The sequence below is a fragment of the Mycolicibacterium alvei genome, assembly GCF_010727325.1.
In the GTDB taxonomy this organism is placed as follows: domain Bacteria; phylum Actinomycetota; class Actinomycetes; order Mycobacteriales; family Mycobacteriaceae; genus Mycobacterium; species Mycobacterium alvei.
On record NZ_AP022565.1, the window covers coordinates 2352461 to 2364543 of the forward strand.

At 64.9% G+C, this 12083-nt stretch carries 12 protein-coding genes and 1 pseudogene; 5 read left to right on the forward strand and 8 right to left on the reverse strand.

Going from position 1 to position 12083, the window contains the following annotated elements; genetic code table 11:
- Positions 1-85: 85 nt before the first annotated feature.
- The 3 genes and pseudogenes from G6N44_RS11325 to G6N44_RS11335 form a co-directional block, all read right to left on the reverse strand.
- Positions 86-238 (reverse strand): annotated as a pseudogene (locus G6N44_RS11325) (IMP dehydrogenase); the annotation flags it as partial.
- 94 nt (positions 239-332) lie between these two features.
- Positions 333-1772 carry an FAD-dependent oxidoreductase gene (locus tag G6N44_RS11330; protein WP_163663995.1) on the reverse strand — a complete coding sequence of 480 codons (1440 nt, stop codon included), beginning with the start codon at positions 1770-1772 and terminating at the stop codon, positions 333-335.
- 78 nt (positions 1773-1850) lie between these two features.
- Entirely contained in the window at positions 1851-3368 is a 1518-nt protein-coding gene (locus tag G6N44_RS11335; protein WP_163669840.1) for an adenylate/guanylate cyclase domain-containing protein, read from the reverse strand.
- Between the two features lie 133 nt (positions 3369-3501).
- Here G6N44_RS11335 and G6N44_RS11340 point away from each other — a divergent pair, with 133 nt between their 5' ends.
- Complete coding sequence (locus G6N44_RS11340; RefSeq protein WP_163663997.1) at positions 3502-4038, forward strand: hypothetical protein; 537 nt, start codon at positions 3502-3504, stop codon at positions 4036-4038.
- Here the strand turns inward: G6N44_RS11340 and G6N44_RS11345 are convergent.
- Together G6N44_RS11345 and G6N44_RS11350 are read right to left on the reverse strand one after the other, a co-directional pair.
- Positions 4001-4480: an SRPBCC family protein gene (locus G6N44_RS11345; protein ID WP_163663999.1), complete on the reverse strand. Its 480-nt coding sequence runs from the start codon at positions 4478-4480 to the stop codon at positions 4001-4003. The genes G6N44_RS11340 and G6N44_RS11345 overlap by 38 nt on opposite strands.
- Positions 4481-4535: 55 nt before the next feature.
- Positions 4536-4922: a hypothetical protein gene (locus tag G6N44_RS11350; RefSeq protein WP_163664001.1), complete on the reverse strand. Its 387-nt coding sequence runs from the start codon at positions 4920-4922 to the stop codon at positions 4536-4538.
- 92 nt (positions 4923-5014) lie between these two features.
- Here G6N44_RS11350 and G6N44_RS11355 point away from each other — a divergent pair, with 92 nt between their 5' ends.
- Positions 5015-5416 (forward strand): styrene oxide isomerase, encoded by a 402-nt coding sequence (locus G6N44_RS11355; RefSeq protein WP_163664003.1) that lies wholly within the window; start codon positions 5015-5017, stop codon positions 5414-5416.
- An 82-nt stretch (positions 5417-5498) separates the two neighbouring features.
- Here G6N44_RS11355 and groL read toward each other — a convergent pair whose 3' ends face one another.
- The 3 genes from groL to G6N44_RS11370 all read right to left on the reverse strand — a co-directional run bounded on the left by groL (position 5499) and on the right by G6N44_RS11370 (position 8107).
- Positions 5499-7118 carry a chaperonin GroEL gene (gene groL / locus G6N44_RS11360; RefSeq protein WP_163664005.1) on the reverse strand — a complete coding sequence of 540 codons (1620 nt, stop codon included), beginning with the start codon at positions 7116-7118 and terminating at the stop codon, positions 5499-5501.
- 85 nt (positions 7119-7203) lie between these two features.
- Positions 7204-7506, reverse strand: coding sequence for a co-chaperone GroES (gene groES / locus G6N44_RS11365; protein ID WP_163669842.1), 303 nt, complete (start codon positions 7504-7506; stop codon positions 7204-7206).
- 334 nt (positions 7507-7840) lie between these two features.
- Positions 7841-8107, reverse strand: coding sequence for a hypothetical protein (locus tag G6N44_RS11370; protein ID WP_163664007.1), 267 nt, complete (start codon positions 8105-8107; stop codon positions 7841-7843).
- Here G6N44_RS11370 and G6N44_RS11375 point away from each other — a divergent pair.
- Genes G6N44_RS11375 through G6N44_RS11385 form a run of 3 tightly spaced genes read left to right on the forward strand, consistent with a single transcriptional unit; the run spans position 8102 to position 12070 of the window.
- Positions 8102-8449: a hypothetical protein gene (locus G6N44_RS11375; protein ID WP_163664009.1), complete on the forward strand. Its 348-nt coding sequence runs from the start codon at positions 8102-8104 to the stop codon at positions 8447-8449. The genes G6N44_RS11370 and G6N44_RS11375 overlap by 6 nt on opposite strands.
- A complete protein-coding gene (locus G6N44_RS11380; protein ID WP_163664011.1) occupies positions 8446-11517 on the forward strand; it encodes an ATP-binding protein in 3072 nt (1023 codons plus the stop codon). The genes G6N44_RS11375 and G6N44_RS11380 overlap by 4 nt, the downstream gene beginning before the upstream one ends.
- Positions 11510-12070 carry a hypothetical protein gene (locus G6N44_RS11385; RefSeq protein ID WP_163664013.1) on the forward strand — a complete coding sequence of 187 codons (561 nt, stop codon included), beginning with the start codon at positions 11510-11512 and terminating at the stop codon, positions 12068-12070. The genes G6N44_RS11380 and G6N44_RS11385 overlap by 8 nt, the downstream gene beginning before the upstream one ends.
- The last annotated feature ends 13 nt before the right edge of the window (positions 12071-12083 follow it).

Consider the following 12083-nt stretch of genomic DNA (forward strand, 5'->3'; position numbering starts at 1 on the left):
GCTCGATCAACACCTTGAGGGCCTCGCGGTCGGCCATCGCGCGGTAACCGTCGGGGGTCTCGTCCAGGCCGATGGTCCGATCGAACTTGTGCGGCATGGACTGGTAGGGCCACAGGTCACTGCCACAGATGCAGGCGCTGGTGACGTGCACGAGGGCGTCGGTCGGCTCCTTCAGAATGGGGTCCGGTACGTTCTCGACCCGCACGTCGCCGGCCCCATACATCACAGTTGTTCGCATGCTCGGTTCCTTCACTCGTCCAGGTGGCAGGTGAGACCCAACGTTTCGAGGCTAGGCCGATGCTGCCGTCTCGGGGGTGAAAGCTATTCCGCGATCAGAAATTCAAGCCCGAGAACATGATCCGGGCCGGGTCATATTTCTGCCGGGTGGCGGCCAGGCGGGACAGATTGGCCCCGAAATACCGCGACGCCGGCTGGTTCGCTTCGAGATAGTTGACGTAGCCGCCGACCGAATACGGTGCCACGGCCTGGTGGGCGATGGTGAGCCAGTTGGCCGCTGCCGCAGGTGAACCGGAGGTTTCCACATACCACTGCACCAGGGCGGATTGCCGCCGCCACGGAAAGGCCGTGTCACCCGGACCCACGGTGGCCAGCGCACCGTCGAGCGCGTGCATGATCACGATCGGGCGACCGGCCCCGCCGGGAAAGGCATTGAACGCCGCGGCGATCCCCTGGGCAGCGGCTGGGGTGATCGTCGGGAATACATCGGATCCACCGACATAGCCGAGCGGCGACGGGTTGAGATTGTCGGCCGCCAGAAACTTCACCAGATCCAGGTAGTTGAATGTGCGGTTCTCGGTCCCGGATGGCTGCAGCCCCACCGCTTTGATCACCGCGTCTCCGATGCTCTTGCCTGATCCGGCCGGGCACGTAGCCAAGATGCGACAGTGCGCGCCCTGCGGATCGGTGATCGTGTCGGCCAGCGCCCAACTACTGCGGTCGGCGGTACGCAGCCAGTTCTGCCACCCGAGGAGGACCTGCGCGAACGACTCCAGCGGGAAATGCAGGCCGACGACGTCCACGTCACCGATCGGGAAGGTGGCGAAGGTCAGCGCGGTCGTCACCCCGAAATTGCCGCCACCTCCACCACGTAGCGCCCAGTACAGATCCGGGTGCTCGTTGGCCGACGCCGTGACTCCGGCGCCGCCGGGCAGCACCACCGTCGCCGACACCAGCTGATCGGACATCAGACCCGCATGCCGCGATTGGGCGCCCAACCCACCGCCCAGGGCGTGCCCGGCCGCGCCGACCGTCGGGCAGGTACCCGTCGGGATGCCGCGGCCGGCTCCGGCCAGCGCCTGGTGGATCGCGTACAGACCGGTCGCGGGCGCCACCGTGACGTACCCCGTCGCCGCGTCGTAGTTGATGTCGCCGGGCAGGTGACGCAGGTCCATGACCATGGTGCCGTTCGCGGTCGAGGCGCCCACATAGGAGTGCCCGCCGCCGCGTGGAGCGACCTTGAGGTTATGCGCTGCAGCGAACTCCATCGCCCTCTGTACGTCCGTCGCCGATGACGGGGTGACCACCGCCGCGGGCGTCAGACCGTTGAAGTTGGTGTTGAAAACGCTTTTGGCCGCACCGAATTGACCACCGCTGTCCGGCAGGATCACCTGCCCTTTGATGGCAGCCGCGAGATCGCCCCAACCGGCCGGGGCGGCGCCGGCCCGAGACGACCCGAACACTGCTCCGGCGGCCAACGCCCCGACGGCTCCCCGCAGGAACGTCTGACGCGAGACCCCGCGCGGTTCCGTCATGTTCGCATTCTGGGCCAGATCGCGTGAGACGCCGCACCACCGCATGATGTGTCGTGGTCTCGGTCCGGTACCGATTCGTCACCCGTGCGCCTTCGTGCTTGCGGGGTCAAGCCCGAAAACCTTCACCTCGGCTGACTTGCCTTTCACCGCATGCCTTCCCCGGTCCGCGAGTCCGGTCGGACGAGACACCAAGGCATCCAACGTCTGCTGGGTGAGCAAGATCGCGTCACCGGTGGTCTTGGTGAGCTGCTCGACACGGGCAGCCACATTGACCGTGTCCCCGATCAGCGTGAACTCAAGCTTGCCTCCGCCGCCGATGGTGCCCGCGATCACCACACCGGTATTGATGCCGATCCCGATCCGAAGGCCACCGCCGAATCTTTCGCCGACGATCCGCTGAATCGACACGGCGGCGCTCACCGCCGCATCGGCGTGGTGCGCAAGGTCATTCGGGGCACCAAACACCGCCAATGCACCGTCACCGAGGAACTTGTTCACGTGCCCGCCGGCATCGACCACCGCAGGCACCACGATCTCGAACAGCGCATTGAGCTGGGCAACGGTGTCCTCGGCACTGTTGGCCTCGGCGAACGGCGTGAAATCGCGGACGTCGACGAACGCGACCGTCACCTCACGACGCTCACCGGCGAACACATCGTCACCCTGCTCAAGCAGCCGTGCCGCCAAGGCCGGGTCGACATACGTCCCGAATGCCGCTTGAAGGCGTTGCCGCTCGGCCAGTCCCGCCTGCATCCGGTTGAACGACGCCGACAGGGCTCCCAGGTCGTCGTCCTGAACCACCGGCAGACGTTGACTGTAGTCGCCGACGGCAACCCGATCGGTCCCCTCGGCGAGGTCGCGGATCGGTCGCAACAGGGGCGACATCGCCATGACCGCTATCGGCCCTGAGATCAGCGTCAACGCACACCCAATCGCCAAGGAGACGATCGGGTCCTCCCGGGCGCGGTCGATCACAGACGCCGTGATCGCGGCCCCGGTAGAGAACCCCAACGCCATCGCGAGCATGGTGACGTGAGACCAGGCGGCAAATGTCGGACGCGAGCGCGGCAGGAAGTCGCCAATTCCGGTGTCACCGGCCATGGCAGCCCGCGCCGGCCGCAGCGATCCCTCGGTGAAGCTGTGTACACCGAACAGTCCGGTGGCCGCTCCGTATGCGGCGCCCACAATCCCGTACTGGATCAGTCTCCATCCGGTCGCCCCGGCGACCGTACCGACCACGACCGCGACGCAAGGCACCCAGACCACATCGATGGCAAGCACTCGGGCAGTCGTCCCCCGCGCGTAGGTGAACGTGGCGCGTAGCGCCTGCATCGGATCGACCTCGTGGCCTGCCGCCCACGTTTCGATCAGGCGCAGCAGTTTCGAGCCGGGAAGAACCATCAGGTAAACCCGCACCAGCAGGGCGGCAAAGGTGATGACGGCCGCCTCGGCATAGCGATCGGACCCCTCGAACGCAACGATGATCAACGGGTAGGCGAGGTGAACCGACAGCCCCGCGACGTATACCAGCACGCAGACGGCCCACGAATACACCGGTCCGTACCGATCCCACACCCACTGAAAGATCCGGTCCATGTCGAAACAAAACACCCACGGACTGGTCGCCGGCAGTGTTTTCTCCTCCAACGCCTGTAACTCGCGCGGCGGGCGGGCCGACATACAGGTCAGCGCGGTCCCGACGGGTCTTCGCGCCTGAAGGGAGACGCCGATGCCGAAACATTGGCCCCGCGCAGTGGCCGCGGCCGGTGCAGCCACAGCAGCACTGGCCGTCCTGGCTGCCGCCCCGGCCCACGCCGGGCCGCTGCCCGGTTTCTGTGTGCCGCCCAACGTCGTCGACGACGTCTGCACGACGCGGTTGACGTCGGCGACGGCCGACGTCATCGACGGGACGATCACCGGGAAGCCGGTCGGCAGCGGGACTGCGATCACCCTGGCGGGGCCAGCGGATGCGTACCTGAAATCGGCGGGATTCGGTGACGCACCGCCGGACCCGGTTCAGGAATGGGACGCCTCGATTGACAGGGTCAGTGACCTCGACACCTCCCCCTCCGACCCCAATTGGTACGGCAACGCCAAGGCCAGGGTGTTCCTGCCCAGGACCCTCAACGAACTGGCCACCAAGTTTCCCTCTGGCAGTCTGCTCGTCGGATTCGTGGCTGACGACTCCCGGCCGGACGCGTTCCGCTTGGTGTCGATTCAGCCGACCGCTACACCCGATCCTGTGCCAGCCCGGCCAGGTGCTTGAGCGAGTTGTCCAGGTGCCGCCGGTCGAACGGCGGGAACTCGATGTGTTCGCGTAGGGCCTGCGGCACCGCCGACCAGTCATAGCTCAGGGTGACGTTCGTCCGGTCGTCGCCGAGCGGCTCGAGGTCGTAGCGCCAGATCCAGCCGCCGAACTCGAGGTTGGCGTCGTCAGCGCCCTGGCCCGGCAGCCAGGCGATCGCGTGCGGAGGCTCGAAAACCTCGACCCGGTTGGCCATCTCGTAGTGCATGCCGCCGTAGTTGTCGTGGTACATCGCCATCCGGAAGATCTGGCCGGTTTCGGTGAGCGGCTTGCCGTCGAGCGACTCCCGGACCCACCCGGTGCCGTCGATCGCCTGATGGGTGCTCGGGTCGGCCAGCACCGCGAACACGGTTTCGGCCGATGCATCGATGGTGCAAGCGGTGCTGATGGTTTCGTCAGTCATACCCGTACCGACCGTGGGCGATCTCGAAACTCATCGAGCCTGCAACCCGCGTGGACTAGGGCAGCTGACCCGCCAACTCACGCGCATAGTCGACTTCGTCGCTGACATCGAGAACCGTGTCGGGGTGGGTCGCCGGAACCAACGTCGAGTGACAGAACCCGTCGCCCTGGACGGTGACCTGAATAAACCCAACCTGCCGCACGTCCTTCGCGAGCAGGAAAAGCAGGCCCAGCAGACAGAACAAGGAACCCACAATCGCCAGAACGACCCTACTGTTCGAGAGGTGCTCTTCGGAGGTGGACATGTCCGTGACCGTCCACTCGGTTCCACGGATCGGAAATTGGCCGATCGGCGTCGATATCCAGTACTGCGAAACTGCAACATCACCGATCGTCGTCAACCACTCGTCAGAACTATCGGCGTCGACGAAGGGATCCCCCATGAAGGGCGATTAAAGCACGTGGCCGCGACTTGCAGTCGCAGGTTGACGATCAATCCAAGACGCGCGCGGCCACCCGTCCCTACAGTTCTGACATGCAGACATTGCTGTTCACGCTTGGTCTGGTCCTGTTTCTGATCGGCCTGCTCACCGGGTTCGCCGTGCCGACGCTGAAAAACCCGCGCATGGCGCTGTCGAGCCACCTCGAAGCGATTCTCAACGGCATGTTCCTCGTGCTGCTCGGGTTGCTCTGGCCATACATCCACTTGCCTCACGCCTGGGCAGTTGTGGCAGTCGTACTCATCGTGTACTCCGCCTACGCGAACTGGCTGGCGACGCTGCTCGCCGCGGCATGGGGTGCCGGCCGCAAACTCGCGCCGATCGCAGCGGCCGACCACCAGGCCTCAACGACAAAGGAACAGATCGTCAGCTTTCTGTTGGTATCCCTCTCGGCGTCGATCGTCGTGGGCGTCGGCATCGTCATCTTCGGGCTCTGACGACGCTCCGTCGACACAGTGCCGCGTAAATGACGAAAACACCCCCGGCCCAACCGGACCGAGGGTGTTTCGCGAAACGAACTTAGTGAGCGTGGCCGTGATGGCCGTGCCCGTGATCTTCTTCCTCGGCCGGCTTGTCCACGACGGCCGTCTCGGTCGTCAGGATCATGCGCGCCACGGATGCGGCGTTGAGCACCGCCGAACGGGTCACCTTGACCGGGTCCACGATGCCCTCGGCGACCAGATCGCCGTAGGACAGCGTGGCGGCGTTGAAGCCCTGCCCATTGGCCTGCTCGCTGACCTTGTTCACCACGACCGAACCGTCCAGGCCGGCGTTGGTGGCGATCCAGTACAGCGGGGCCGACAGTGCGGAAGAGAACACGTCGACGCCGAGCGCCTCGTCACCCTTGAGCTCACCGCGCAGCTTGTCGAGGGCAGAGCGAGCCTGCACGAGTGCGGCACCACCACCGACGACGATGCCCTCCTCGACGGCAGCCTTGGCCGCCGCGACGGCGTCCTCAACCGCTTCCTTGCGCTTCTTCAGGTCGGTCTCGGTGGCCGCGCCGACCTTGATCACCGCGACACCGCCGGACAGCTTGGCCAGCCGCTCCTGCAGCTTCTCCCGATCCCAGTCGGAATCGGTGGTCTCGATCTCGGCCTTGAGCTGCTTGACGCGATCGGCGACCGCGTCCTTGGAGCCGCCACCGTCGACGATCACGGTGCTGTCCTTGGTGACCACGACGCGACGGGCGGAGCCCAGCACGTCCAGGCCGGCCTCGCGCAGCACCAGGCCCACGTCGGGGTTGACGACCTGACCGCCGGTGACGACCGCCAGATCATCCAGGAACGCCTTGCGCCGATCGCCGAAGAACGGCGCCTTGACGGCGACGGCCTTGAGCGTCTTGCGGATCGCGTTGACGACCAGTGTGGACAGGGCCTCGCCCTCGATGTCCTCGGCGATGATCAGCAGCGGCTTACCGGATTCGGCGACCTTCTCCAGCAGCGGCAGCAGGTCGGGCAGCGAGCTGATCTTGTCGCGGTGCAGCAGCACCACCGCGTCCTCGAGCACCGCTTCCTGCGAGTCGAAGTCGTTGACGAAGTAGGCCGAGATGAACCCCTTGTCGAAACCGACGCCCTCGGTGACCTCGAGTTCGGTGTTCAGCGTCGAGGACTCCTCGATGGTGACCACACCGTCGTGACCGACCTTGGTCATGGCCTCGCCGACCAGCTCACCGATCTGCTCGTCGCGCGAGGAAACCGTGGCGACCTGCGCGATGGAGGTCTTGTCCGACACCGGGGTAGCCGCGGCCAACAATGCCTCGGACACCGCGTCGGCGGCCTTGCTGATGCCCAGACCCAGCGCAATGGGGTTGGCACCGGCAGCCACGTTGCGCAGACCGGCCTTGACCAGGGCCTGCGCCAAGACGGTGGCCGTGGTGGTGCCGTCGCCGGCGACGTCGTTGGTCTTGGTCGCCACCGACTTCACCAGCTGGGCACCGAGGTTCTCGAACGGGTCTTCCAGGTCGATCTCGCGCGCGATGGTCACACCGTCATTGGTGACCTGCGGTCCACCGAAAGCCTTGGCCAGCACCACGTTCCGACCGCGCGGACCCAGCGTCACCTTGACCGCGTCGGCGAGCTTGTCGACGCCCGCCTCCATGGCACGGCGCGCAGTCTCGTTGAACTCAATCTGCTTGCTCATAGATGTCTTTCTGCTTGAGAACGCATACCGCCCCGGACATCACCCGCGCTGAACACGGGGATCTCCGGGGCGGTCGCACGAGTACTTACTTGTTGACGACAGCCAGCACGTCGCGCGCCGACAGGATCAGGTACTCCTCGCCGTTGTACTTGATCTCGGTGCCGCCGTACTTGCTGTAGATCACGGTGTCGCCCTCAGCAACGTCCAGGGGGATCCGCTTCTCGCCATCCTCATCCCAGCGGCCGGGGCCAACTGCGACGACGGTGCCTTCCTGCGGCTTTTCCTTGGCGGTGTCGGGGATGACCAGACCGGAAGCGGTCGTGGTCTCGGCCGCGTTGGCCTGAACGAGGATCTTGTCCTCGAGTGGCTTGATGTTGACTGCCACGATGGAAGCCCTCCACTTGTCGGGGTGTGGATCCGGGGGGATCCCCAGATGCCGGTTACCAGGTGTTCGGCAAGCGTCCGTGCCCTCGCTCCGTCGTCGCGGGTGCCGGCGCTGGGGTAGGCCGCATGCCACCTAGCACTCTATACATGCGAGTGCTAGCACTCAAGGGGGGCCTGTGCTTTAGGGGCCGTACCAGGCGGCCCTACGAGTAGCCCGACGGTCGCAACCACAAACTGGAGTAGTCGACTACTGATGTTCAGCGCGTATCGCGCCAGGATGCTGAGTCCATTGCCCGAACTTCAGCATGGGGAGCGGAACAATGGTCGACAGCGCCTACTCATGGAAACCGCAAGCCGCGGATGATGCCCCGCAGCGCCATCGGCAGGATGTCGGGCCGGCGCCGTCCCGGCCCCGGCAGCGCCAGGCCGGGAGCGCTCTGGTCGAAGGCCAGGTCCGAAATGTCGAGAAACGCATGCCGGTCAACGGGCGTGCGATCGTGCACTTCCGGGTCGAGCAATTCGATCACGAGGGCGGCCGGCGCCAACGCATCCCCGTACAGTTCGTCTCGTTCGGCGGCGCCTTCGGCAAGGATCTCGATGTGCACGAGGGTGACCGTGTGCGCGTGCACGGGCAATGGGACACCGGCACCATCATCGCCACTCAGGTGGAGAATCTGACCACCCGGGAATCAACCAAATCGCGGAACTGGTCGCCCGGCAAAACCCTGGCGCTGGCGGCCGGTGTCCTTCTAGTGCCCGCCGTCATATTCGGAGCGATCGGCTTGGGGCTGGCCCATTGGGGCACGTCGAATTTCGACCGGGACCGGCAACAAACGGAAAACACCTTCCGCCAGGAACGCGATCAGATGCAACGTCAATGGTGTGAGGACGCCGCCGACGCCGGGGCCCATTTCAGTCAATGCGATGACCTTACTGGCACGCCGTGAGCAGCGACATCGTCAGCACCGCCAATCTCGACTACATCCAGCGGGTGGGGTTCGAGCCACCTCCGGTGGATCCGACGCGAGTCACCCGCGCCCCGACCGCACAGCGCAGCATGCTGCGGATCACCGGTATCGGACGGTTGGGCAAGCAGGAGAAGACGTCGCACCTCGCCGACGACACGTTGGGCGTCGACGACCTGCTGGCCGGGTTGCACATGTCCCGTGTGCCGCTGGCATTCCGGATCGGACATGACCGCGGCACCGCGCGCGTCGAGTTCGGCACGTGGCTGCCCGGCATCTCCAACTCCTCAGCGCTCACCCGCCACACCAAGGTGCTGGATTCGGCTCTGCGCTCGCTGTACCCGGCTATCGACATCACCCCGGTTTCGCCGCAAACCGGGCAGTGGCAACGCGGCGGCCTGGTCATGGGGATACCTACGTTCAAACTGCCTACCGCACGAGAAGGGGTCCGCCAGGTAGATCGCCTCTTGCGCGCGCTGGCCGGTCGTTCCTGGTCGGCGCTCGTGTTGGCGCAACCCGTGGACGACACCGCCATCCGCGATCTACGGATCAGGCTGATCAACGAGATGCGGACGGTGCAGACCGATACCGCGGACTTCGGAGTACCCAGCCCACTGGCCGAGAGTTACCTGCAAATTCTTGCTGGGCAATTGGATTCGCTGAACTCCGGGCAGGGATCGGGAACCTGGCGCACCGCGGTCTACCTACTCAGCGACCAGGACGGCTACGACGAGGCGGCCAGCCTGTGGCGTGGCATCTACTTCGGAGCCGATTCCGCCCCTGAACCGCTGCGGGTTTTCAGCCGGGTCGACGTCCCGGCGCTGGCAGACGGTTGGGTACTGCCGGACCCGGTGTCCGCGGAATCGGCGCCCGGCTATTACCGGCATCCGTTCGAGCACCAAACCTTGCTCACCTCGGGCCAACTGGCCACCTACCTTCAGTTGCCGCAGGTGGAGACACCCGGATTCGCGATCAGCGACATCGCCGATTTCGATGTCGTCACCCTGCCCGCCGGTGCCGCGGACATTGCGCTGGGCAACGTCGTCGAGCGCCGGACTGTGAGTATGCATCCCTACGCGATCGACCCTGATCGCCTGACCCGCCACGGATTCATCTCCGGGGTCACCGGTTCGGGAAAGACCAATACCGTATTCCAGATCCTCGGCGAAGTGTCATCCCGTCGCATTCCATTCCTGGTGATCGAACCCGCAAAGACGGAATATCGGGCGCTGCTCAACGACACTGAAATCGGTTCTGCTATAAGGGTATACACCCTCGGCGACGAGATGGTGTCACCGTACCGATTGAATCCCTTCGAAGTACCTGAGGGCATTTCGGTCTCGGTACACCTGGACATGTTGCGGGCGGTCTTCAACGCGAGCTTCGGTATGTGGACCCCGTTGCCACAGGTGCTGGAAACCTGTCTACACGAGGTCTATACCGACCGCGGCTGGGACATCACCACCAATACCAACCACCGGCTGCGGTGTTGTGTAGATCGTTCCCTCGCGTTCCCCACACTGACCGAGCTGGTCCGCAAGGTCGAAGTCACAGTCCCCGAACTCGGCTACGACGACAAGGTCGCCAACGACATCAGTGCAGCGCTGCGCACTCGCTTGAACAGCCTACGAACCGGCGGCAAGGGCCGGATGCTGGATACCCGCCAAGGCCTGGATTTCGCCGAATTGTTGAGCCGGCCCACCATCGTCGAACTGGAAGACATGGGTGACGACGACGACAAGGCCTTCCTGATGGGACTGGTGATGATCCGGCTGATCGAGCACCGCCGCGTTCAGGGCGACTTCGACAAGCTACGTCACCTGATGGTTATCGAGGAGGCACACCGACTGCTGGCCAACACCGCCCCCAAACAAGGCGGACCGGACGCCGAAGGCGATATGAAAGGCAAGGCAGTCGAGACATTTTCGAATCTACTCTCCGAGATAAGGGCCTACGGGCAAGGTGTGTTGGTGGTCGATCAGGTGCCCACCAAACTGGCGCCTGACGTGGTCAAGAACACCAACCTGAAACTGGCACACCGCCTCGTTGCCGGCGATGACCGCGGGGTGATCGCCGACGCGATGGCCATGACCAAGGCTCAGGAGTCGGCCCTGGCGACCATGCCGGTCGGCTGGGCCGTCGCTTTCAACGACGGCGAGGATGCGTCACTGCTGCTGCAGATCCACCGCCGCAAGAGCGGATCGGGCACCTGGCCCACCGATGGGGACGTACGCGTCCGGATGACCGGGACGCTCCAGACCACCGTTTGCGCCCAGCTGGTCGCCTGCCCGCGAGCCCTTAAGGTTGTCGAAACCCCTTCGGTGAAAAGAGCATTCAGCCGCGTGGTGCTGTCCGCAATCTACAACCCGGGTGGCCTCGCGCGGACCTGGCCGGACGTGGTCGCTCTGATCGAGCCCATGCGGCCGCCCGACATCGACCGAAACACTTTTCTGCGCTGCGTGATTCACCGCGGAGCCGAACAGTGGTCGGACGCCGCAGGCGCACGCGGCAGTTGGCCCTTCGACGAGACGAGCCGGATAGCCACCCTCATCGGGCAGCTGATCAGTGCCGCGCCGGACGGCCACGCCGACGCGTCGACCCTCGACGAGCTGCGCGGAGCGCTGCGGGCGCTACGCGCAGAGGGCTTCGGTCCCTTCCCCGCCTGCAGCAAGATCTGGGCCAGCGACGCCGCCGATGCTTGTGCGTGTGCGGTCCCAGTGGCCGAACTGGTGGCGTCAGGGCAGTTCAATGAGCAATGGACGGATGCGGGCTACGACGACCGCGCCGGCAATCGACGCCAAGCCACCTGGGATGTGTGCACAGCAGCCGCCTTTGAACTGATCGAGGTCAACCCGTTCGATGCCAGGGACGCAGACCTGCCACGCATCAACCGTAATGCGGACCGGCTCGGCCTGTGCTTCGCCCAACAGATGCTCGGCGCCCAGAAATGGACGCACCCCGTCGCCTCGCGGCGGGCACTCATTGCCCTGTTCGCCGAGCAGCAGCTGCAATCCGACCCACAACCAGAAGGAGCGCACGACCATGCCTGAGGTCACACACCGGAGAACCCCGACAGATAACCGTTCGGCGACCCAACCGCGCGACTCGCACGACGACCCGTCACGCAGCTACCGGCACGCCGAGGACCGCGCCGGAGGCGATCAGAAACGGACCTGGCAGGAGAAAGGCAAGGACGGCGCCGTCCACGACAAGTCATCGGAGAGCAAGCACAAAGACGGCACCACAACGGTCCGCACCAGCGACCAGTGGAAGGACCGCACCGGCGACCACACCAAGACTTCAGAGAGCGTCAAGTCCCACAACAAGTACGACGGCTCGACGTCGACCAAGACCACCGACGTCACCAGGACCGACAAGAAGGACGGCAGCAGCTTCGAAAACAAGAAGGAGACGAACACGACGAGGCATCACGACGGCTCGTCGTCCACGTCGAAGTCCAATACCGACACCACGATCAAACGGGACGGTTCCACAACGATCAAGACATCGACTACCACCGAAAACCGAGATTCGACGGGGAAGGTCACGGACTCGTCGACCAAGAATTCCAGCAGCACCAGCAGTAACCAATGGGGCATCTGAGCGCTTTGACGAA

Coding starts and splice junctions, on each gene's coding strand:
- G6N44_RS11330 (WP_163663995.1), bottom strand. CDS start 1,772: ATGACGGAACCGCGCGGGGTCTCGCGTCAGACGTTCCTGCGGGGAGCC.
- G6N44_RS11335 (WP_163669840.1), bottom strand. CDS start 3,368: ATGGACCGGATCTTTCAGTGGGTGTGGGATCGGTACGGACCGGTGTAT.
- G6N44_RS11340 (WP_163663997.1), top strand. CDS start 3,502: ATGCCGAAACATTGGCCCCGCGCAGTGGCCGCGGCCGGTGCAGCCACA.
- G6N44_RS11345 (WP_163663999.1), bottom strand. CDS start 4,480: ATGACTGACGAAACCATCAGCACCGCTTGCACCATCGATGCATCGGCC.
- G6N44_RS11350 (WP_163664001.1), bottom strand. CDS start 4,922: ATGGGGGATCCCTTCGTCGACGCCGATAGTTCTGACGAGTGGTTGACG.
- G6N44_RS11355 (WP_163664003.1), top strand. CDS start 5,015: ATGCAGACATTGCTGTTCACGCTTGGTCTGGTCCTGTTTCTGATCGGC.
- groL (WP_163664005.1), bottom strand. CDS start 7,118: ATGAGCAAGCAGATTGAGTTCAACGAGACTGCGCGCCGTGCCATGGAG.
- G6N44_RS11385 (WP_163664013.1), top strand. CDS start 11,510: ATGCCTGAGGTCACACACCGGAGAACCCCGACAGATAACCGTTCGGCG.